The sequence below is a fragment of the Candidatus Berkelbacteria bacterium genome (assembly GCA_016187225.1).
Classification (GTDB): Bacteria; Patescibacteriota; UBA1384; order JACPKC01; family JACPKC01; genus JACPKC01.
Map to the genome: position 1 here is coordinate 166,560 of JACPKC010000010.1, position 21,100 is coordinate 187,659.

Sequence of the window (21,100 nt, forward strand, 5' to 3'; positions counted from 1 at the left end):
CTACACGTTTCCTAATCAAACTTCTGAACCTGTAAAACAGGTTCATTTTGTTTCCGGCGAGACCCGATTAATACTCGGCGCAGTAGCCGCTTGGGAACGGGAGCTAAAATTTATGTTTCTCCTTGCAAAAGGGAGGGAGAAGCAAAAAGCTACAAAAGTATTTTTAGTCGGGGTTTTGATATTTGAATTAGTGTTGGGCAATTTTGCACAAGCCCAAGAAGCTAAAATGCCGCTTGTTTCGACCCTGGTTTTAGATCCGCAGTCTTCAAGTGTAATTGTAAATTTGTCGCCCCGACGCGAGTTAACTATTACAGTGATTGAATCGAGAGCCGAGCAAACGGCTCGACTTGCGCGTATGGAAGCGGTGCGTAAGCAGAAGCCGCAAGTCGTAACGAGAGTTGAGTTAAAAGTTCAAGAGACTGATGTTGGTTTTGAAACCAAACGGGCTTTGGCTCAAAAAGCCGCCGCCGCTTATGGTCTTGACTGGAAAATTGTCGAAGCTGTTTGGCAGGTTGAGTCCGGTAAACGTTGGGTAACGTCCGTTCGATCTTATGCTGGCGCCCAAGGCCCAATGCAATTTATGCCAGGCACCTGGCGTCGCTATGGTGTTGATGGAAATGGTGACGGTGCTAAAGATATAAACCACGCCGAGGACGCTGTCTTCGCGGGGGCTAACTATCTGGCCGCCAACGGCGCCGCTTCTAATATCGACCGTGCGCTTTTGGCCTACAATCATGCCCAGTGGTATGTGGATAAAGTCAAAAAGCTCGCCGCTTCGATCGAAGGGTAGATCTTTCTAAACACCACCCCGCCCCGGCGGGGTGGTGTTGTATTAGAGGGAGTTATGTAGTATATAAAACAGTCTTTGTAAGACAATTAACAATTAAATTTTACGAAGGAGAGGTATGCACAGATGCATATTTTTGAGATTGAACAGGCAATTCTGGCTAATCAGAAAGTTGTTCGAAAGCATCTTCTATACTGCTGGGAAGATGTTAATGAGACCCTCGACCTTTGTTACGCTCTCGGGCGCATCTTCTATCGCGGCCTCGATCAGCTCAAGAGATCCGAAAAACGCAATTTTCAGCGTTGTCTTAACGCTATTCGGAAAGCCACGGAGCGGATCGATTCTGATAAGATGATCGCGATTGCTAACGCGCATAGAGCCTACACCGTTAGGGTCGGCATGAACTTTGCGACCATTTTTTTAGGGTCTGATGCGAATGACTTCGAGCGATCGGAGAAGATCGTCAGCTTGCTTCATCAGGCAAGGATCAGGACCTACCCTGATGAACTCTCGCTGACAGAACAATACAATGAATTTGCATCTATCTTGTCTCTTATTGGCACGTTGATCCATGGCGCCTCGCGAACATGGACAAACTTCTTGCGCTCAGTTGCAAGCGGGTCTCAAACGGCGGGTGCCATTTTCGATCACATAGTCTTTTTCTATGCTTCGGTTAGGGCAAACGTGAACCTTGTTCACTTGTCTGAATGGCCTTTTCAAACAGCGACTAACATAGAAGAGACAATCTTGGTCGCGATCGGCGGTGAGCATGACCCAGTCTTTCTGCCTGTGCCAGATGAGATTATTGATGCAATCAACGGTCGCATCCACGCATTCAATGCGTGGATTGACAGGCAAAACATTCTCACCCGAGAGTTAGTTGCTTGGTTCCAGACTAAGCGCGACGATTTTCATTCCAAGGAGGAGCAGATGTGGCAGGAGATCGTTATGCAACCCAAATATGGCCTGCGACCAGCCGGTCTCGATAAGCTCCGCGTCGATCTAGCAGATAGTTGTGAAACTTATGTACAACTAATTCCGGTCGGTGATTTTCCTCTGACTCATGTCAAGCTCTGGATGAGATACCGTTACCTTAGGTATTGGTATACGGCGTCCATTATCCTCGATCCAAATAATTGGCAGGAAGTGGTGTGTTCTGATTGTTCTTGCACACGGGAGGGGGTGCAGGAGATGGATCGGGTGCACAGATTTGTCTGCCTCTACTGTCTGTGGTGGATAGTCACAGGCCAGGGTGTGAAGGCGTCAACGTATCATGAAAAAGGAGGTAAGAAGTCGAACGGATTTGGCGTCCCCGCGTCCAAAACACCGATTCGAGCGCATTTTCGTCGACTGCCTCTTGGCAGGAATCCATCTGAAGCAGCTCAACTTCGTGCGATTGATACGTTAGATGTTTTGCCGCCAATCGGTACGACCTTTGTGCGCTCTCATCTGCGCAATAATACGCCAACCGAGCAGGAGATTCGCGACTTCGAAAAGATCGAGCCTTTGCCCAATTTTATTTTTTCGTTCAGTAAGTTTGGTTTCGCTTGAGCTAGCGGAGACCAAAATGATGCAAACGACCGCCCAGGCGGTCGTTTTAAAAATTTAATTTATCGTTCCTGATAGGTTTGCATCACCCGTTGCGGTTAGCGGTGGAGTTTCGGTGTGTGTCACCGATGTGCCGGGCGGAATCACCTCAAACCAAGTCTTGCCCTTGATGAGCGTTAACTCATTGCCGTTGCTATCGTACAAACGTAACATCTCGTCGGTGCTGGATTTTTTCCACTTGCCTTCAGTTGCAGTGCCATTTTGAATGAGCGTTGACTTCCCCTCTCCTTCTGTGGTCATAAACCATTCGCCTTTGCCCTGATTTGTTTTAGCGTCGTAGACGCGCTCCACTTCGATGACAGCGATGTTTTTGGCTGTAATTTGATCGCCCGTAACACGATCAATGTGCGCCGCACCCGCAAGTGAACGTTTATAGATGTTCTCTTCGCGCTCATAGACCCACTCCGCTTTGTAAGAAGGTGTTGAAAAATCAATAGCAAGGGTTGCCGTGGCCGCTCGTTGCTCACTTGCGATATCGTCAGCAAATTTAAGCGGCGTGAACTCGCTTTCTAGTTTCACTTCTTTTTCTTTGGCGAATTCATAGAGCTTGGCGCTTGAGGTGAAGAGCGTATGTTCAACCGCGATGCCTGGTTTTGGTTCGCGTTCAAAATAAGCGGCTGTATGGGGTAAATCAACGATCGCCGGTGTCTTAGGAATTAGGGCCAGCGCCGCTTGCGATCCGCCTGCATGCGTATACAGCGCTTTGTAACCAGCGGCATAGTGGACAAAGTACGGTCGAGCCGATCTTACAGGTCCGATTTTTTGCGCATCGGCTGGACCAAAAATTGCCATAAAACGTGTGATGCCGCCTTCCACAATCACCTCGAAAACAACACTCGCATCGATCAGCCCAGCTTGTGGGCGCGCGTCGGGGTGATTCTCAATCATCACTGCCAGGGGCCGAATTTTGGCCTTACTGGGATCAACTTCAGTCCCATCTAAAGTTGATGGTTCGGTTTTGGGTACTTCCTTAACTGAAAGATTTGGCAAGATCGAGTTATTCGCGGATTGAAGATTAAATCCTTCGGGTACGAAATATCGATAATAAGCAGCCGTGCCCGCCGCACCAAATACAATTATGAATAGGCTGATTATGAGGGTTGCGTGTCCGCGCCGGCTATTTATAAAACGCACAAGACGTTCGCGAAAATTACCCTTCTCGAGATTAAGTGTCTCCATAAAATTACTTCCTGGCTGTTCGCAAATTAAACCAAGCGAAACGAAGCAGGGTGCCAAAGCCTACACACCAGGCGCCAAAAATTAAAATCCAACCTAAGAATGGAATGAGCTTAAGAATTACCAGCACAATCGACCCAACGAGAAATGCATTCACAAGTGTGAGTTTCTGCTTGAAGAGAAGGTCGCCGACCCAAAGATTGGCCACAGCGCCGGCTAGAATCGCAAGCGCTCCAACCAAGAAAATTTCAAGAAATGCGAGTGGTAAAGTTATATAGAACACAAAGAGGAGAATTAAGATAAAAGGCGCCGCTCCAAGCGAGACTAATCCGACGAGGAGTGCATTGAGCGGTTCCTTATAAGCTTGAGCGCGCAGGACCTCAACGGTTTTTGGAGCGAGTAGATAGATTAACGCGCCGGTCATTAGCAAACCGAGGATAGTCGCCACTTCGGCAAATAAACTACCCAGACCAAAGCCAAACTGTTGGGCTTCATCAGTATCTGTTTGACGTTTCAACTCAACCCCACCAATCACCATTGCACCCTCCGGTTTAACGAATGGTTTCGTGGTCGTGCCTGTCAGTTTGCCTTCAATTTTAGCTGTATCAGATAATGTAACCGACTCGGTCCCAACATTCACATTGCCATCCACGGCGCCGGCCAGATGCAAGGTGCCTGCATAAACAGTAACGTCGCCAGCCACGCGCCCGCGCACTTCAACGTTGCCGGCAAATACCAAGAGATCACCGTCAATAGTTGCATCCGATCTTAGAGTTACGGTACTGCCGGCAACTAAAACATCGCCCTGGACTCGGCCATTGATTTTTATACTCGAACCAGCGGCAAACACATTGCCACCGACACTATCATCAATTGTGACTGTATTGCCAGCCGCTACAAGGTCGCGAGCCACTCGCCCTCGAATATCAATATCGGCGCCGGCCGTAATTAAGGTATCGTTAATTATCTGACCACTTTCTACTACGACATTGCCCGAGCTTTCGGGCTGTTGGAATTCGAGAGCTTGAACATCGCTCAATCCCAGTGTAAGAACCGATAGAATCGCGAGCGTAGAGATGCTGTGCATTTTCATCTTCCCTCCTTGTTTACATCATTAAGATAGCATGTAAGTTCATTTGGTTTCAAACTTTTTAGAAGCCATCGATCAAGTGGTCGAAAAAAACGGCTTGAAAATTGTTCATTTTGACTCAACGGTTGGACGAGTGCGGTTTGCATGCCGGCTAAACGTCCGCCGATTATATCGGCTATCAAAAGATCGCCAATGATTAAAGTTTGAGCTGGCGAGACTTGCATCGCTTGTGCCGCTTTGAATAGGAAATAAGGCAAAGGCTTAATGAGTAAGCCGGTTGCAAACGCGCGCAGGCCTAATTTACTGGCTTCTGTTTGCAGACACTCTTTGCCAGTGCGTGTCACCTGATTAGAAACGATTGAAATTTTTTGCTTGGAAAAAACTTCAATCCAACACTGAAGGTGTTGAATGAGTTCAGCTCGAATCACGGGTTCAGGATAGTATTTGAGAGTATTGTCAAAATCGAAAATGATTGCTCGAATACCTTTTGCGTAAAGTAAATTTGGATCAAGATCATCTAATTTTGCAATATAATAATCTGGCCAGTACCATGGTCGGTTAATCATATTAAATCATCATATCATCCATTTTCTACACTAACCGACATATTGTACCGATTAGTAAATATAGCCGCGAATGACACCACTGGCGCTTTTCATTCTCCGTTTCGATACTTTGCCCCAGCCGATCATGTTCATATCCGAGACGATTAATTCGTCGCCCTCGACTTTTTCGACATACCCGACATGACCGAGTGGTCCCTCACTAGTTACAATTACCGAACCAGCTTGAGGCGTTTTCCCAGTTGCAAAACCCGATCTTTGAGCGCTCTTGAGCCAGGCGCTTGCATTCCCCCAGCGATTGGGGATATCTGGTCGACGTTCTTTTGCCCACCAGGTGCAGTAGCCATAGCTGTAAGTGTTACCGGCAGTCGTGGCAGTGGCTTGAAAAGCGCTTGTTTGGGCTGAAGGTTTGAACGCTCGTCGTACCTGTGTTTTGGCGACCTGGGCAAGTTGAGCTTTGCTAATCCGTTCTGCTTCCTCGCGTGCTTGAAGTTCTTTTTCGGGGCGGCCAATATCTGTTGTTAGTACGGTTGGCTTCTCGATAAAGCCATCGGCAAGATGCGTTTCATGGGCAGAGGGTGTATCAAAGGGAATTTCTTCAACAGTTTCAAACGAGAAATCAGCGAGTTGCGCTGTAATCGAGGTTGGCCCGGCGGCGGCCAGCGCCTTATTACTCGCGAGTGGATTCAAGGCGATTAAAAGCACGGTTGCAATAACAGTCCGCCAGCCACGTTGCAGTGAGGGTTGGATGAGTTTTCGAGTAAGCCAATAACGACGCCGTAAACTCAATCTCCAATTGTGAAAGCTTCGCTTCAAGCGTATAAGCGGTGGCTCCGCCTGCTCGGCAACCTGAATTGAAGTCATTATTTCTCCTCTCTATAAAACCTATTTTTGGACAAATAAAATAACTACCACTGGTAGCTACATGGGGAGTCTAGCAGAGTCAGAAGTACTGTCAAGTTATAATGTGGATAATAGACGTATTCTCCAATAAAAATGAGAAACACCTCGCGCAAGGCAAGGTGTTTCTTTGAAGCGTGGTTACGTGAGGAGGGTAACACGCAACCAACACTCATTTAAATATTATGAGAAAGTGATTTAGATGTCAAACAAAATTTCAGTGGTCTTATGCGGGGTTATTCTTGACCCGCAACAACTAACAACTGATCCGGCTTAGGTAAATCACTTTCTTTTAACTCGGCCGATTCCCAATCGAGAAGATATTGAACCTCCTGGGCCTCGCTCATAAATCCAGGCAGGTAATAAATTGTTGAAATCTGGTGAGTCGTTTTGGCATTGCCAATCGATGAAACATTAATTTGAGCGCTTTTTAATTGATCGCGAATCTTAGCGGCTACCCCAGTCGCGCTCCCGCCATTTAGGACTCTTACCGTGAAAGTCTTTGGAGTTTTGGGCGCAATTTTTTCTTCTTGAGGCGCGGAATTTGTGGTTGGTTGGTCGAGAATCACCAGCGCGTCGAGTGAATCTTCAATTTGTGCGACAGGTGCTTTAAATGTTTTTGCGGGCGCGCGAGTGTCATTATCTTCGTCAGCAGTTATAATTTCGTCTGTAAATTTTTCTTCAGCAAGTAATTTTTCGGACAATGATTCTGTTTCGCGCGACAGTGTCGGTCGGATAAAAAGGAGCGCTAAAACTGCAACCACAGGCACAAACAATAAAACCCCATCTCTTGATCGCTTCGATCGAGGTCGAGTGTTGTGAGTTAGCTTTGATTGTAGAACCGTGCGCGGCGACGCTCGAATCCCATCAAAAGTCGGCACACTCCTCCTGTATTGGCTTTAATAGATAGGTGAAAATTGTCTAATCACACCGAGCACTCTCCCTTGAATTGAAACGTCATTGGTGTAGATCGGCGGATATTTAGGGTTAGCTGGTTGTAATCGAATTCGCCCCTTCTCTTTATAATAGCGTTTGAGTGTCACATTCTCTTCTTCCAGAAGAGCCACCACAATATCCCCATTTTTTGGTTGTTTTGTGCGTTGAATTACCACATAGTCTCCGTCTAAAATTCCATCGTGCACCATGGAGTCGCCGCTAACTTTAAGTGCGTATACATCATGACCCATCATTGAGCGTGGAATATCGATCGTCTCGTTGGTTCGAATCGCCGCAATCGGATTACCCGCCGCGATCACGCCCAGAAGAGGAATCTCGTGAGTACGCTCATCCCAAGCGGGTGTTACTTGCACGGCACGCGCGCCTTCATCTTTACAAATATGGCCCTTGAGTCTTAGTGATTCGATATGCTCCGCGACTGTCGCTACCGATTTCAATTCAAAATGTTGGGCAATTTCTCGGTAGCTCGGCGCATACTCATGATCATTGATATACGTTCGTAAGTACTCAAGAACGGCTTTTTGTTTGGGTGTAGGAAGCTGGTGCATAGTGTTACTTTATACCGAACAAAAACCGTAAACAATAGAATTTATCCACATAAGAGTCTTCTGCTTCTTCCGTCTAAAAGGTTGTGCATTTTTACTCCAACGCTCCAGCCGCTTTGCACACTTGTTTCGCCAAAGCGGGCTCGAATTTTATTGATTGCCATTGTCAGGTTTGATGAATTAGCGTCGAACGGTAATCGAACAGGCGCTTGAATTTTTGGAGTCAGAACGGAAACAGTGACACTTGGCATGCGTACTAAAGTCTCCAGAGTTAATTTGTCGCCTCGCTGGCAGGCCGAGGAGATGAGCTTCCAGGCATAGCATTCGATATCTCTGTCTGATTCAATTCGGTATGAAGTCTGAAGAGTTGAGCCCCAGCTGGGCGCATTTGTGCGGCGTAAATAAATTTGAATTGATTGACCGACAAATCCCCTCTTTCTTAGTCGATTCCCCACTTTCTCGCTCAAACGAAATAAGATTGGTCGTAATTCGCGTACCGGTACGTCGTGCGGCAAAGTGTATTGATGACCGATCGATTGTTCAGCTTTTTGCCGCCAATATGGAACAACACGAGCAAGGTCGATGCCCTGCCCAATCAAATGCAGTTCTTTTTCGTATGGGAAAACTAATGTCCGCAAGGTATCAAGTGATTGTTGGGTAAGATCGGCCAATGTCTGAATACCGGCGGCGCGCAGTCTTCGGCCAAGCCGTGGCCCGATACCACACAATTCCTCAACCTGTGTTTGGGTAAAAAGTTCTACTTGTGTCCAGGCCGTTACCCCCTCCCGGCGCAATTTTGCAACTGTTTTCTCCTCGGCGTTATTTAAAAGTGCGACAAGTCCATCGGGTTTTTGCGATTCGCTTGCCAATTTAGCAAGACGTTTATTACGCGCGATCCCAATCGAAGCGGTCAGCACCGGCCCGAGTTGATTGTGAAATTTAGTTTTAATCGTGCGAGCGATATTGATAGCTTGTTCCAAGCTAGTATCGATCTCAATGAAGCCCTCATCGATCGAGAAGGGCTCGACCGCCGGTGAGAATTGCTCAAGAATTTGAAATATATGCTGACTAATTGCCTGATATCGTTCGTAGACGGGTGGCACAATGATGAGTTGCGGACAGTGTTTGAACGCTTCCCGACCGTTCATGCCTACCCGAACACCCAGCCGTTTTGCTTCTCTCGAGGGCGCCACAATCACTGATCGTGTGCCTGGTTTGCCACCCACGCCAATTGCTTTGCCACGAAGCGCCGGATTATATTGTTGCTCGACTGAAGCAAAGAAGCTGTTCATGTCGATGTGTAAAATCCAGTTCATTTTGATCTCCATTTCGAGTTCCACCATCTGCCAACTTGCGAGGGCGAAGTTGAGAACCATTCACAAACCAGCCTTGTTTAATTATACACGAACAAAAGCCGAACAAATTGTGGAACTAATTTTGGTCGGCGTTGCCGTGGGGATGTTCTTCTTTGGGATGGGGATGACCAGGCGAGAGTCTGGGGCTTCGATCAAAAATAAGACTCCGATCAAAAAAGATCTACAGGGTGCCAAGATTGGTGTTGCCTGCATTGAGCCGAATGGCTCGGTTCACGACCTCGAGGCCGAGGTGATCAATGCCGTCCTGGGGAATGGCGGACACTGTGTGGCCACCAATCGAAAACGAGTGCATGAGCTCATGAAGGGGCTCGACGTTACCGACGGTGGTGGCCGAATAGTTAATGCCGATCTACTGATCGCCGGCATTGTTACCGAGCAGACCGAGGAGCTCCAACTTGGGGGAGCGGCGACTTATACCCAGGAATTTATTGCTTGGGTATTCCACCACTATCCGCGGGCGCTGGACAGGTATCAGTACTTCAAATCTGATTACGAAATTGGTGGTGACAGCAGGTGGAAACCATACCCGGAAATGGATCTCAAAAAGATCCAGGCACAGTACCAGAAACAGATGCAGGTACAAACCACTGTCTGGAGTGCTCGCAAGCAGTCCCGTCGAACCGTCACCGTCGATTTTCGTTGCTTTAGCGCCTATGGCGAGGTAATGGGCGCCGGAGTTCTGACGGAGACTGTCAAGAATGCTGACAGCCCAGCGAGCCTGCTGACGCTCGCCCAGCAGATCGTCGCCCGGTTGCACGTCCACCGGTCGGAAGCGGAGCTCGAGCTCTGGTACGGCGACGCCCGAGCTGCCGCCATTCATCGGCCGATCGTGCCACTCGCACCACCCCAGCTCCCGACGAGCTCCAGCCACGTTGAAGAGCAGGCTCCTCCTGCTCCATGGCGTGAAGAACAACCGGAGGGATCACTGCTCTGCGACTATCGCACCAAGCGGATAGGGGTGGACGACTAGAAGACGGGTTTGAAATGCGGCCCACCCGGGCCGCATTTTTTATTGCTGAATATTTTTGAGACCATTGAAAAAAGTGTTCATGTTCTAACTTGTCGAGAACTATTCATTACGAGTTTCTCCACCAAAAGGTCCAGGTATAGTCCTTAGTTCTTTTACAGATGTTTCCCAGGGACATTAAACGAAGGAGGGTGATGACGATGTCGACCCCATCGATCACGCCTATGAATACAACCCCGAATGAATTTGCCGATGAACGAGTGAGACCGCATGCGGACTTCGTTTACGACTCAAACACTTTGCCAACTCTCAATAAGCAGGAGAAGAATCTCCGCAAAGTCCTGGGAATGAAGAAAAGTGCCCAGATAGTCCGGATTCCGTGGCAAGTTGAGATACCTGCCGAGGCCGATGGCCTCATGCTGGTTTCCTCGCTTTCCGATCTCGGCAAAGTGTTTGGTCTTAATGACCCGCTCGGTGAGAATTACGGCCCACTCTGTATTTAGATTGTGGAGCGAGTCGGGAAGTCCCGGCAACCCTTTGCCAACTACTGCTACTGCGAGGATGTATTTTTCAGAGAGCGCATTCGTCTTCACACCGACGTCCGTAGCCGCTGGGAAACACTTGAGGAAAAACACTCAGTGGAACAACTCCGGCTGTTTGAGCTCCCGGTCTCAACCGGCAGATTATACCAAGGCTACTCACCCCGAAACGCTCGGCAGGACGCCTTCATAAAAGGTCAGTTGTCACTTGATCCGGCCACAGGCGTCTGTGTTCTTGCGGCTTGGCCGAACCGACTGACTCGTTATCCGGAAACCTTTATGGATTTTCCAGGTGCGGAATACGCGCCGTGCGCTGACGGCGACTTCGTCCATGTCCTGTCTTTCAGCTGGGAAGCTGGCGATTCTTGGCTTCGCTCCGTCCGGGCCGAGTTTGTCTTCGGATGCTATGGGTCCGCCGTGGTGTTCCTCCCGGAGTGATATCCCTGGGGACTTGAGGCCTTGGTGTCTTTTGTTCCCCTGGAACACGTTCAGGAGATTGGGAGTGGATTGGATGTTACCCGTCCCGTCCACTCCTTTTTTATTGCCGTAAGTGGGCGAGAGCAATGCCGTAGGCCACGGTTACATTGAGCGATTCTTTTATGCCGAGCATGGGAATTTGGATAGTCTGATTAGCTAATTTAAGCGCTCCTTCAGAGACGCCGTAAAGTTCATGACCAACAACAAGCGCGATAGGCGCGTTGCTTGGTGGCGAATACGTAGTAATAGATAGCGCTGTCGGGGCTTGTTCAAGAGCGAGGATAAACAAACCATCTCGTTTTAGTTCTCTTATCACCTCGATTGCCTGTGGCGCATACGACCACGGCACAGTTTGTTCGGCGCCAAGCGAGGTCTTTGTGATTTGAGCTCTCTGCTTTGCTTCGGCCGGCGTTCCAGTGAGGCCGCATAAATACAGATGCTCGATCGCAAACGCATCACTGGTTCGAAAAATACTCCCAACGTTGTAGAGACTCCGAATATTGTCGAGCACCGCAATAATTCGAGATTGGCGCTTAATCATTTATATCAATTTGCGTTCATCTGGTGTGACATCAATACTGTCTGGGTGTCTATTCTTTTTGATAAGCGGAGTTCTTTTATTCCGTTCACACAACCGGTCGGCAAGTTCTGGCGAGACATACCAAATAATCTTCTGCTTGTCGTAATTGTAGTATTTTTTCTTTTCTTCGTTTGGATGGGTCACTTCTTGGTCCGCCCAAGCGGCAAGAACGTTGTAAGCGCGTCCAGATTCCTCTGCCAGATCAATTAATGCAATCCAATCAGTTGGCGCCACCTCTTTGTAAAGAATCTCTGCCCGAAGTCGAGGATTCTCGCGCATTGCATCAATATCAAGAATTGCCTTGGGTGAGCAATAGTAGCCGATTCGGAAACCTTGTCGAACTTGTCGTGAGATAAATTTTCCAGCCCCAGGATGATTAACCCGTTGGATTTTTCGGAAATACTGCTGTGCCGTTGAGGTTGATATGTTTCGGTCACTAGCATACTCATATGCATTGATCCAACCTGTTGGCGGTGACCCAAGTTTGCGCATGCTTTCAATCTGTTTTTCGATTATTTTAACTAGTTCAGGCGCAATAAAATCCGCCTGGCTCCGCCCTCGGCCACCCAATGGTCTTTGGATGCGAAAGCGTTTAAGCCAATCTGGATTTTCAACGAGGTTCTTTGCTATCCAGTGCCGGATCGTGCCCGGATCAAGATTATAGTGAGTCGCCAATTCACTTAACTGACGCCAACCTGCTGGCGATTCATCTGAAATTTTTTGGCGAGGTGACTGAAGGCTTGGCATCTCTGTGCGTTCGAGTGTCTCCACGACGGTTTTTTTCCACGTTTCAGGATCACTCGTATAGGAGATGCGACTCGTTGGGAACAGTGTGCCTAAATCATCCTTTGTTGTTTCCAAAATTGAATTAATAGCTTCTTCCCGCACTCCATAAACCACAAATGTTGCATTTCCTTCTTCATTGCAAATTAGAATAAGTTGGTTTTTGTCGGGCAGAAAAAAGGCGACATACGGCTGTTTGCGTATTTGAGTCGATTCAACTCTGCCGATTTTAACATCATAGTTAAGATTAAGATTGCTTAGAACTTCAATGAGATAAAGTGTTCTTGGAATAATTTGCTTCCCCCCATTATTGTTTCCGCTCTCTCCTGATTGAATAGCGCCCATCTCGCTAGGCGGTAGAATCACCTCATCAATTTGATCCCAGTGTTCAGGTAGCTTGAATTCGTTGTCGGTTTTAAGCGTGTGTTCTATAAAACCTTGAACGTCAAAACTGATAATCTCCCCGGCCTGTCGATTTTTGGATAGTGTTCGTCGAATAAAAGATTGCGCATTTAGAATCTCGGCCAGAGTTTGCACATCTGTATATTTGGTAAGAAGCTCATGAATTTTGCGTTGAAGTTCGGCTTTTTGTAATTCAGGGCGTGCTTCGTGATTTGACCCTTGTGCTTCCTCCAGCATTGGTTAGCTTTCATTGAGTTCGGCGAGACGTTTTTCAATTACAGATTCGACATCGTCGAAGTGAACTGTTTCTTGGGTGCCGTCGCTCATCATGCGGACGATAATCGTATCGTCGATTGCCTCGCGTTCACCAACAATCAATGCCAATCGGGCGCCCATTTTATCGGCGCTTTTGAGTTGGGCTTTCAAGCTCTCTTTGCCAAGCGCCATTGAAGCAGCCAAGCCTTTTTTCCCTAAGCTCACCAAAAGCGGGATCGCCTTCTTTTTCGCTCGATCGCCCAATTGAATAATCAGAATTTCTGCGCCTGCTTTTTCGATTATTGGAATTTTTTTCTCAACTAATTTTTCAATCAAACGTTCGAGGCCAATGCCAAACCCAAAAGCGGGTGTTGCTAATCCGCCCAGTGATTCCACCAAAGTATCGTATCGCCCGCCGCCGCCGAGCGAGGCTTGGCGGTGAGTGTCGTTTCGGTCACGGATTTCAAAGACGGTGCGCGTGTAATAATCCAGGCCGCGCACTAGAAACGGGTTGAGTTCGTAAGGCACTCCAGCGCTGTCAAGATACTCAAGGACAAGCATGAAATGTTGACGAGAGGCATCATCGAGGGAATCCACAATTTGTGGCGCCGTTTCTCTATAGGGCTGACACTGCTCTTCTTTGCAATCGACTAGGCGGAGGGGATTAACCTTAAAACGTCGCTGACAGTTGGCGCAAAGTTTTGGCAAGAGTGGCTGATAATATTCGTGTAAGACAGTGCGAATTTGTTCGCGTGAAGCGCTGTCGCCGATCGAGTTGAGCTCAATCACCGCGCCTTGATCGAGTTCGAGATCTTGCAGAATTTGCCAGAGAGCCAAAATTGTCATGGCATCGGTGAGGGGTTCGCCATCGCCGAGTACCTCAACATTTAGCTGGGTATGCTGACGATAGCGCCCTTTTTGCGGTCGGTCATAGCGAAAAATCGGCATGAATGAAAAAAGTTTAACTGGTTGAGGCCAAGTATGCATCCCGTTTTCAATATAGGCGCGAACGATGCCAGCTGTACCTTCGGGACGCAAGACTAGTTCCGGTGTCTGGTTTGGAGTGTTCTGTTCAGTTTGATGAGTGCCGAGACGGACAACGCCGAACAGCTCTTTTTCAATTAGATCGGAACTTGTCCCGACGCCTCGAACAAAGAGATCTTTTGCTTCGATAATTGGAGTATCGATGCGTTGAAAACCGAAACTCCGCAAGCGATTAGTGGCAATAGTCTGAATTTTTGTCCAGTACTTTTGTTCTGTTGGTAGAACATCGCGCATCCCGCGAGCAATTTGAATCGATTGAGGCATTCATTACTCCTTATATACAGGAGAATGCTAGCATCTTTTCAGATGAAGAGCAAAGCCTTCCACTTTCTAATCACGAAATTCCGAAGCGGCTTTTAATACTGGTACGAGCCTTTTGCGTTTTTGCAAAACGGAGCCAATCGCGTTTCGGCCCTTGCGGTTTTTTGGTCACTAAAATTTCTACAATGTCGCCATTTTTAAGTTCAGTATCAAGCGGTTTGAGACGGTCGTTGATTTTGGCGCCTGTACAGTTATCGCCGATGTCGGAGTGAATTGCGTAAGCAAAATCGATTGGCGTACTTTGGACTGGCAAAGTAATCACATCGCCAAGAGGAGTAAAAACAAAGATTTGATCACGAAAAAATTCCAGTCGGAGCATGGCCTGAAGCTCCTTGGGGTCCTTCAAGGTTTGTTGCCATTTATGCAAATCTGCCAGCCAGCTGGGTCGTGGTAAAACATCGTCTTTTTTTGATTTGTGCTCGGTGTAGTGCCAGTGGGCGGCAATCCCCCACTCTGCTTGCTCGTGCATTAATGGGGTGCGAATCTGAATCTCGGTAATCTCGCCGTCGACGCCAAAAACCGTACTGTGTAATGATTGATAACCATTCGGTTTTGGAGTTGCAATATAATCTTTAATCCGACCAAGAAGAGGATTCCAGCGGCTGTGGATCAGTCCGAGAACTTGGTAACAATCAGCAGGTGTTGGCACAATAATGCGAATTGCGATTAAATCATAGATCTTGCTTAAGTCGCCTTGGTAACGTTGGAGTTTTTGCCACAGGCTGTACTCATGCTTAACGCGACCGTGAATATCAAGCATCTTGATGTGCTCCGATTCCAGATATTGCTTCAAAGTGCGCTGAAAACGCACGATGTACTGATCGCGCTCGCGGATTCGTTCGCCTAGTTGATCGCGCAGAAATTTGTGTTCTTTAGGATAAACATAAGGAAAAGCTAAATCCTCCAGTCGACCTTTGATGTCGCCCATTCCGAGGCGGTAGGCGAGCGGCGCATAAATTTCAAGTGTTTCTTGAGCGATTCGGGCTCGTTTATCGGGGCGGACAGCGTGAAGTGTTTCCATATTGTGAAGCCGATCGGCAAGTTTAATAAGAATCACTCGGATGTCATCAGTCATTGCAAGTAACATCTTGCGCAATGATTCCACTTGGCGCTCAAACGCTACTCGCTCCTCCTCTCGGCGCAAAAGAAAAGCCGGCAGAAAACGGCCGGTTTTTTTAAGACGAACGCGGGCGAGTTTTGTAACCCCGCTTACGAGTTTGGCGATCCCAGGTCCAAATCGGCGTTCGATTTGTTCGGCGGCGATGCTCGTGTCTTCGAGAACATCATGCAAAAGCGCCGCGGCTATAGTTTCAACATCGAGTTCAAGTTTAGCCAAAAAAAGCGCGATTCTGACTGGATGAGTTAAATACGTTTCACCACTTTCTCGCTTGATGCCCCGATGCGCCTCCTCGGCATATTGGTATGCTCGTTCAACTAAGGCCCGATCTTCTTCATTCATGTAAGATCGAATTGTCTCCTTAAGTTGTAAGTACTCTTTGTCGTGCATTAATCGCTAACGTTTTACCTTTAAGATCGATCTGAAATTCATGGCGGGTTGGGAAGCGCAAACTTGCATCGGCCACGAGCGTCGCAACGTGAGTTTCGATTAGGCGCCGAATAGCCCGCGCTCCTTCTTTGTTTGCGACAATTTGTGCGATTAGCCAATTTTCTGCTTCGGGAGTAAGCATTATTTCAAGGCTAGTTGAGCGCGCATAAGTTTTAAGACGATCAAGTTCAAGCTGAACAATTGCGCGTAAAGTTTCTTCTGCAAGTGGCTGAAAAATTAAGATATTATCCAACCGATTCAAAAACTCGGGCCGAAAATGCTCTTTAAGTTGATCTTGAAGCGGTGTTTGCCACCACGGTGTTTGTGAGCTGACCCGAAAACCTATTCCGCCTGCACGTTTCCACAGCTCGCCTCCAATGTTTGAGGTTAGAATGATAAGAGTTTCCCGAAAGCTAACGGCGCGACCTTTGGAATCAGTAAGTATGCCATCTTCCATCATTTGCAGGAGCAAGTGAAATACATCTGGATGCGCTTTTTCAATTTCATCAAAAAGCACCAAACGATGCGGTCGTCGCCGGACACTTTCAAGTAGTTTCGCTGGCTCGTCATGGCCAACATAACCTGGTGGTGCGCCTAAGAGTCGAGCCACCTGATGACGCTCCATGAATTCGCTCATATCAAGTTTAATGAGCGCATCTTCGGTGCCAAAAATTTCCTCTGCTAAAACCCGAGCAGTTTCGGTTTTACCCACTCCACTTGGACCAACAAACAAAAAGGCGCCTATTGGACGATTTGGCGATTTTAATCCGCTTTTGGCGCGTCGAATTGTTTGAGCTAGAGTTTTCAAGGATTCAGTTTGGCCAAGAATTTTAGTCTGAAGAGATTCTTCAAGTTTTAAGAGATTGCGACGATCCGCGTTTCCCAAGCGTTCAATGGGAATTTTTGTCCAGGTGCTTAAGACATGGCGAATATGGTCGAGAGTTAGCGATTTAGCTCTAGTGGGTGGCGTTTTGAGTTGGGCTGGATCAGCTTCTTTTTGCAAAAGTCGGAGTTTAATCTCTTGGTCACGCAGATATGCCGCCCGCTCAATGTGACCGGTTTTGAGTTCATACTCTTTTTGATTTTTGAGCCTTTTGAGCTCGCGTTCGATGTCGTGTGCAGTAGCGCGCCGGCGCGGCGCGGGTGTGTTCTTGGCTCGCATCGCGGCGGCGGCTTCATCAATGAGGTCGATCGCTTTGTCCGGAAAATTCCGATCATGAATATAACGATGCGCCAGTGTCACTGTTTCTTCAATCACTTCAGATGGAATACCAATGCCGTGGAAGGCCTCGTATTTTGGCGTGAGACCTTTGAGAATTTCAACTGTTTCCAACTGCGTGGGTTCACTGACGACAATTGGCTGAAAGCGGCGTTCAAGCGCCGCATCCTTTTCAATATATTTTTGATATTCAGTACTCGTGGTGGCGCCAATGAGTCGCAATTGACCTTTGGCAAGCAAAGGCTTTAAGATATTTGCCGCATCCAGAGCGCCCTCGGCGCCACCGGCGCCGGTCATGGTATGCAGTTCATCGATGAAGAGCAGAATGTCGCCTTGAGTTTGCACTTCTTCCACAAGATGGCGAAGGCGATCTTCAAACTGGCCGCGATACATTGTGCCGGCAACCAGGATACTCAATTCCAAACTGACGATTCGGCTGTCAGCTAGATATTCTGGTACGGCGCCACCGACAATTCGTTGCGCCAGTCCTTCAATTATGGCTGTTTTCCCCACTCCCGGCTCGCCAATTAGAACGGGATTGTTTTTAGTTTTTCGCCCTAAAATATGCATCAGCCGCTCCAGTTCGGCCTCTCGACCAATTAAAGGATCGAGCAGTTTCTCATGCGCTAGCGCTGTAAGGTCAAGCGTGAACTCATCTAGAAATGGTGTTTCCGTTTGTTCGTCGACCTCTTCGGGTAGATTAAGTTGGGGGCGATGCGTCGATGGGATAGGCTCCTGACTAAGTTGACCGACCACGCCGAGAAGTTCAATTTCTTGGTGAACCATCGTATTCGGTGATGATTTTTGTTCTGCAAAAAAATGTTCAAGTGATTTTCGAATTGTTTTTGGTTCGATGCCAAGTTGGAGCACGATTTCGTGAGCGCGAGAATTGGTATCCGAAATCAGTGCCCAAAGCAGATGTTCTGGTTCAATAAATTGCATGCCAAGTGTTGTTGCCTGAAATGCCGCTCGCTCCAAGACTGCCTTGGCTTCTATTTTCATACCCATGCCGCGTTCGGAAGAAATCTCTTTTAATGAGAGCGCCAGACGAATTTGGTCAGGTGTAATTGGCACCTTTCGGAGAAGATTGTAAGCATAGGTATCGGGCGTGATGCTGATGGCGAGAAGTAGATGCTCTGAACCAAGCACATTCCCCATCGCCTCCGCATAGCGTTGCGAAGCGAGCAAGACTATCTTTGCCGACGGAGAGAATTTTCCAAAACTTGCAGATTGCGCGTCATTCATTCTGTTGATTTTTTCCTTGACCCTCATCTTTTGTCGACTCATCCTCGGTTGGAATTTCTTTTATTTCTTTATCTTCGTCTGTATTTTGATCTTTAACTATATCTAACTCCCAACCAGTTAGTTTACTTGCAAGGCGAACGTTTTGTCCACCCTTTCCAATTGCCAGTGAGACTTGATCCGCTGGCACTCGAATGGTGGCTTTTTTGAGAGCTTCATCAAGAATAATTTCGTCAACCTTGGCCGGCGAAAGCGCATTGGCAATAAGTTTTTTTGGATCGGCATCCCAGAGAATGATGTCTATTTTTTCATTACCCAAATCAGAAAGAACCGCTTGGACACGAATCCCACGTTGCCCAACACATGAGCCAACCGGGTCAAGACCTTCTTGGTGAGCGGCAACAGCAATTTTAGTGCGTGAGCCAGCCTCGCGCGCGATTGTTTCGATTGTTACAGTTCCCGATTGGATTTCTGGCACTTCTTGGGTAAAGAAACCGCGAATAAGATCAGGATGCGAGCGCGAGACCATAACTTTTGGGCCGCGGTTGGTTTCCTCGACGCCCTTAACGTAGATCTTGAGACGTTGGCCAATATAGTAACGTTCCTCATGAATTTGGTCGGGAAGCATCATCACGGCATTCATGCGCCCGATATTAATAACAATGTCTCGTCCATCGATTTGTTGAACCGTGCCGCTGACAATTTGTCCTTCTTTACCTTTGAATTCAGAATAGAGAAGGGATCGTTCAGCCTCCGCTATCCGTTGAATGATTACCTGTTTGGCTGTTTGAGCCGCAATCCGTCCAAAATCGGCTTGGTGTGGAAGGGGCATACTTACTTCTCCGCCTATATCTGCCTTGTCGTCGAGTTTTTGAGCTTCAGTTAGAGTAATCTGCCGTTCCGGTTCCTCAATTTCCGCATCATCGGCAACAATCTCGAAAACTTGTCGCATTTGAGTTTTGCCGATGTCATTTGGATTTAAGGTTGCGCGAATCACTTGGCCGGTTCGTCCATAGTCTTTTCGATACGCCGCCGCCAGTGCCGCCTCGACAGTTTGAACGACAGTTTCAATAGGAAGGCCGCGTTCCTCGGCAAGTTCCTGAAGGGCAACTAAAAAAGGTGAATCCTTCATATTTATCCTTTCTTATTTAGAGTATATAGGATCAATTCCTATAAAAAAACAGCCACCATTCTTGGTGCTGTTGACTACAGTATAAGGTGAATCGATTTAGTCGTCAATCGTATGCGGGGTTTCTATGAATTTTTGTATTGGCGTGCCCAAAAGACTTTCCACGGGAAAACCAGCGTTGCTTTGAGAATACGGCGCCAACGCCAGGGTTGAATGAGTAAACGCCAGCACCATTCAAGGCCAAGCGAGCGGAGCCAGGCAGGGGCACGGGGGACAATACCTGCAAGATAGTCAAATGCTCCTCCTACCCCAAGCATTAATGAGATGCCGAGAATTTTTTTATGTTCATGAATAAAAAGATCTTGTGTCGGCGCTCCCAATGCTACCAGTAGAATGTCTGGCTTGAGAGCGCGAATGCGGTGAGCCAGTAAGTTAAGTTCATCTTTGCGTCGCTTGCCTTGAACTGATTTTGCCACTCCCGCTTCGGCGCCGACGACTATTAATTCAGGATAATGTGTACGTAGTTTAATCGCAGCTTGTTCGGCTATTCCCTTATCGCCACCGAGAAAAAAGAATTTCCATCTGTGTTTTGTTCCGTATGCCGCCAGTTGATCAATTAAATCGACGCCTGTGATAATTTCAGGAATGGGATGATTTAATTCCTTTGACTGAAGAATAAAAATCAGGCCTACCCAGGCCCCCGCTAAAAGCCCAACCACCAGGCGAGCTGGTTGCCAAGTAGGAAAAGAAAGCGAATTATAGTACGCGGCAAGTTGAATACCTTTGCCATCGGCTGTAGACATTTCAGCATCCCCAAGAGCAGTGCGAAAAGCGCGATTCGTTTGGGCTTCAAGAATAAATTCCGGATTCACAGTTACAAGCTGACTTGGCAAACGAGCTTGAATAATATTTGCACAACTTGCTAGTAAATCTGGGCGTAAGCGACAGTCGATTGACACTGAAAGAATTTGCGCTCGTTTCATATTATTTTATTGTGACGCTCATCATCTGGTCACCGACTTGAATTTGATCCACAACATTCATGCCGTCAGTTACCTCGCCGAAAATCGTATAGTTTGGCGGTAGAGGCTTGTCTTCTAGCATGATAAAAAATTGACTGCCATTAGTGTTTGGTCCACTGTTTGCCATAGCGACTATCCCGCGTTTGTACTCTTGTCTAATAGGTTCATCTTTAAATGTGTATCCCGGTCCGCCGGTACCGTCACCATTTGGGTCGCCGCCCTGGATAACAAAACCCGGCTCAACACGATGAAATGTAAGGCCGTCATAGAACTTTTTCTCAATAAGCGTGATGAAATTGCTAACTGCCAGCGGCGCGTCATCTGGGAGTAGGCTGATTCGAATTGTGCCTTTAGGAGTTTCAACGATTGCAGTTTTATTCTGAATTTTTTCCCCTGGCAAAATAGTTGGCGCCTGACTTTGATTAGTCATAGTTTTCTCCTTTACGCAACCTGTTAACGTAGTTGCGGTGGTTATGGCTATGAGTACATAGAGTAAGATTTTCATAATTTAGATGTACTCCTTAACAATTTTATGAGTATTATTTGGGGACTCGGTTATTATTTCCCCTATT

19 protein-coding genes are annotated in these 21,100 nt (G+C 47.5%); 4 read left to right on the forward strand and 15 right to left on the reverse strand.

From position 1 onward, the window contains the following. The first annotated feature begins 112 nt into the window (after window positions 1-112). Together HYW32_03625 and HYW32_03630 are read left to right on the forward strand one after the other, a co-directional pair. Window positions 113-790 (forward strand): lytic transglycosylase domain-containing protein, encoded by a 678-nt coding sequence (locus tag HYW32_03625; GenBank protein MBI2590079.1) that lies wholly within the window; start codon window positions 113-115, stop codon window positions 788-790. A 123-nt stretch (window positions 791-913) separates the two neighbouring features. After that, complete coding sequence (locus tag HYW32_03630; GenBank protein ID MBI2590080.1) at window positions 914-2,338, forward strand: hypothetical protein; 1,425 nt, start codon at window positions 914-916, stop codon at window positions 2,336-2,338. Between the two features lie 54 nt (window positions 2,339-2,392). Here the strand turns inward: HYW32_03630 and HYW32_03635 are convergent, their stop codons facing one another. From HYW32_03635 to HYW32_03665, 7 genes are all read right to left on the reverse strand, one after another. Beyond that, window positions 2,393-3,574, reverse strand: a complete 1,182-nt coding sequence (locus HYW32_03635) for a DUF3048 domain-containing protein (GenBank protein MBI2590081.1) — start codon at window positions 3,572-3,574, stop codon at window positions 2,393-2,395. Between the two features lie 4 nt (window positions 3,575-3,578). Next, window positions 3,579-4,664 (reverse strand): polymer-forming cytoskeletal protein, encoded by a 1,086-nt coding sequence (locus HYW32_03640; protein MBI2590082.1) that lies wholly within the window; start codon window positions 4,662-4,664, stop codon window positions 3,579-3,581. Further along, window positions 4,661-5,227 (reverse strand): YqeG family HAD IIIA-type phosphatase, encoded by a 567-nt coding sequence (locus HYW32_03645; protein ID MBI2590083.1) that lies wholly within the window; start codon window positions 5,225-5,227, stop codon window positions 4,661-4,663. The genes HYW32_03640 and HYW32_03645 overlap by 4 nt, the downstream gene beginning before the upstream one ends. 51 nt (window positions 5,228-5,278) lie before the next feature. Continuing rightward, on the reverse strand, window positions 5,279-6,088 hold the full coding sequence (locus HYW32_03650) for a CHAP domain-containing protein (GenBank protein MBI2590084.1): 810 nt from the start codon (window positions 6,086-6,088) through the stop codon (window positions 5,279-5,281). A gap of 272 nt (window positions 6,089-6,360) precedes the next feature. Continuing rightward, window positions 6,361-7,005, reverse strand: coding sequence for a LytR C-terminal domain-containing protein (locus HYW32_03655; protein ID MBI2590085.1), 645 nt, complete (start codon window positions 7,003-7,005; stop codon window positions 6,361-6,363). A gap of 18 nt (window positions 7,006-7,023) precedes the next feature. Then, window positions 7,024-7,629, reverse strand: coding sequence for a transcriptional repressor LexA (gene lexA / locus HYW32_03660; protein ID MBI2590086.1), 606 nt, complete (start codon window positions 7,627-7,629; stop codon window positions 7,024-7,026). A 41-nt stretch (window positions 7,630-7,670) separates the two neighbouring features. Further along, complete coding sequence (locus HYW32_03665; protein ID MBI2590087.1) at window positions 7,671-9,002, reverse strand: DNA polymerase IV; 1,332 nt, start codon at window positions 9,000-9,002, stop codon at window positions 7,671-7,673. Here HYW32_03665 and HYW32_03670 point away from each other — a divergent pair. Both HYW32_03670 and HYW32_03675 read left to right on the forward strand, forming a co-directional pair. Beyond that, the gene (locus tag HYW32_03670) at window positions 8,992-9,972 is read left to right on the forward strand and encodes a hypothetical protein (GenBank protein MBI2590088.1); all 981 of its coding nucleotides are present in this window, start codon (window positions 8,992-8,994) and stop codon (window positions 9,970-9,972) included. The two genes, HYW32_03665 and HYW32_03670, sit on opposite strands and share 11 nt — an antisense overlap. A 197-nt stretch (window positions 9,973-10,169) precedes the next feature. Next, window positions 10,170-10,472: a hypothetical protein gene (locus HYW32_03675; protein MBI2590089.1), complete on the forward strand. Its 303-nt coding sequence runs from the start codon at window positions 10,170-10,172 to the stop codon at window positions 10,470-10,472. A gap of 574 nt (window positions 10,473-11,046) precedes the next feature. Here the strand turns inward: HYW32_03675 and HYW32_03680 are convergent. From HYW32_03680 to HYW32_03715, 8 genes are all read right to left on the reverse strand, one after another. After that, window positions 11,047-11,526 carry a TrmH family RNA methyltransferase gene (locus tag HYW32_03680; protein MBI2590090.1) on the reverse strand — a complete coding sequence of 160 codons (480 nt, stop codon included), beginning with the start codon at window positions 11,524-11,526 and terminating at the stop codon, window positions 11,047-11,049. Beyond that, window positions 11,527-12,987, reverse strand: coding sequence for a hypothetical protein (locus HYW32_03685; GenBank protein ID MBI2590091.1), 1,461 nt, complete (start codon window positions 12,985-12,987; stop codon window positions 11,527-11,529). A 3-nt stretch (window positions 12,988-12,990) separates the two neighbouring features. Further along, complete coding sequence (locus HYW32_03690) at window positions 12,991-14,313, reverse strand: histidine--tRNA ligase (GenBank protein MBI2590092.1); 1,323 nt, start codon at window positions 14,311-14,313, stop codon at window positions 12,991-12,993. Between the two features lie 70 nt (window positions 14,314-14,383). Beyond that, window positions 14,384-15,877 (reverse strand): bifunctional (p)ppGpp synthetase/guanosine-3',5'-bis(diphosphate) 3'-pyrophosphohydrolase, encoded by a 1,494-nt coding sequence (locus tag HYW32_03695; protein MBI2590093.1) that lies wholly within the window; start codon window positions 15,875-15,877, stop codon window positions 14,384-14,386. Continuing rightward, entirely contained in the window at window positions 15,849-18,380 is a 2,532-nt protein-coding gene (locus tag HYW32_03700) for an ATP-dependent Clp protease ATP-binding subunit (protein ID MBI2590094.1), read from the reverse strand. Before HYW32_03700 ends, HYW32_03695 begins: the two co-directional genes overlap by 29 nt. After that, on the reverse strand, window positions 18,373-19,509 hold the full coding sequence (gene nusA, locus HYW32_03705; GenBank protein MBI2590095.1) for a transcription termination/antitermination protein NusA: 1,137 nt from the start codon (window positions 19,507-19,509) through the stop codon (window positions 18,373-18,375). The genes HYW32_03700 and nusA overlap by 8 nt, the downstream gene beginning before the upstream one ends. Window positions 19,510-19,631: 122 nt before the next feature. Then, the gene (locus tag HYW32_03710; GenBank protein ID MBI2590096.1) at window positions 19,632-20,489 is read right to left on the reverse strand and encodes a WecB/TagA/CpsF family glycosyltransferase; all 858 of its coding nucleotides are present in this window, start codon (window positions 20,487-20,489) and stop codon (window positions 19,632-19,634) included. A gap of 1 nt (window position 20,490) precedes the next feature. Then, window positions 20,491-20,958, reverse strand: coding sequence for a peptidylprolyl isomerase (locus HYW32_03715; protein ID MBI2590097.1), 468 nt, complete (start codon window positions 20,956-20,958; stop codon window positions 20,491-20,493). Between the last annotated feature and the right edge of the window lie 142 nt (window positions 20,959-21,100).

Coding starts and splice junctions, on each gene's coding strand:
- HYW32_03690 (MBI2590092.1), bottom strand. CDS start 14,313: ATGCCTCAATCGATTCAAATTGCTCGCGGGATGCGCGATGTTCTACCA.
- HYW32_03665 (MBI2590087.1), bottom strand. CDS start 9,002: ATGGTTCTCAACTTCGCCCTCGCAAGTTGGCAGATGGTGGAACTCGAA.
- HYW32_03675 (MBI2590089.1), top strand. CDS start 10,170: ATGTCGACCCCATCGATCACGCCTATGAATACAACCCCGAATGAATTT.
- HYW32_03635 (MBI2590081.1), bottom strand. CDS start 3,574: ATGGAGACACTTAATCTCGAGAAGGGTAATTTTCGCGAACGTCTTGTG.
- HYW32_03640 (MBI2590082.1), bottom strand. CDS start 4,664: ATGAAAATGCACAGCATCTCTACGCTCGCGATTCTATCGGTTCTTACA.
- HYW32_03685 (MBI2590091.1), bottom strand. CDS start 12,987: ATGCTGGAGGAAGCACAAGGGTCAAATCACGAAGCACGCCCTGAATTA.
- HYW32_03650 (MBI2590084.1), bottom strand. CDS start 6,088: ATGACTTCAATTCAGGTTGCCGAGCAGGCGGAGCCACCGCTTATACGC.
- HYW32_03680 (MBI2590090.1), bottom strand. CDS start 11,526: ATGATTAAGCGCCAATCTCGAATTATTGCGGTGCTCGACAATATTCGG.
- HYW32_03645 (MBI2590083.1), bottom strand. CDS start 5,227: ATGATTAACCGACCATGGTACTGGCCAGATTATTATATTGCAAAATTA.
- HYW32_03710 (MBI2590096.1), bottom strand. CDS start 20,489: ATGAAACGAGCGCAAATTCTTTCAGTGTCAATCGACTGTCGCTTACGC.
- HYW32_03715 (MBI2590097.1), bottom strand. CDS start 20,958: ATGACTAATCAAAGTCAGGCGCCAACTATTTTGCCAGGGGAAAAAATT.
- lexA (MBI2590086.1), bottom strand. CDS start 7,629: ATGCACCAGCTTCCTACACCCAAACAAAAAGCCGTTCTTGAGTACTTA.
- HYW32_03700 (MBI2590094.1), bottom strand. CDS start 18,380: ATGAATGACGCGCAATCTGCAAGTTTTGGAAAATTCTCTCCGTCGGCA.
- HYW32_03695 (MBI2590093.1), bottom strand. CDS start 15,877: ATGCACGACAAAGAGTACTTACAACTTAAGGAGACAATTCGATCTTAC.
- HYW32_03625 (MBI2590079.1), top strand. CDS start 113: ATGTTTCTCCTTGCAAAAGGGAGGGAGAAGCAAAAAGCTACAAAAGTA.
- nusA (MBI2590095.1), bottom strand. CDS start 19,509: ATGAAGGATTCACCTTTTTTAGTTGCCCTTCAGGAACTTGCCGAGGAA.
- HYW32_03630 (MBI2590080.1), top strand. CDS start 914: ATGCATATTTTTGAGATTGAACAGGCAATTCTGGCTAATCAGAAAGTT.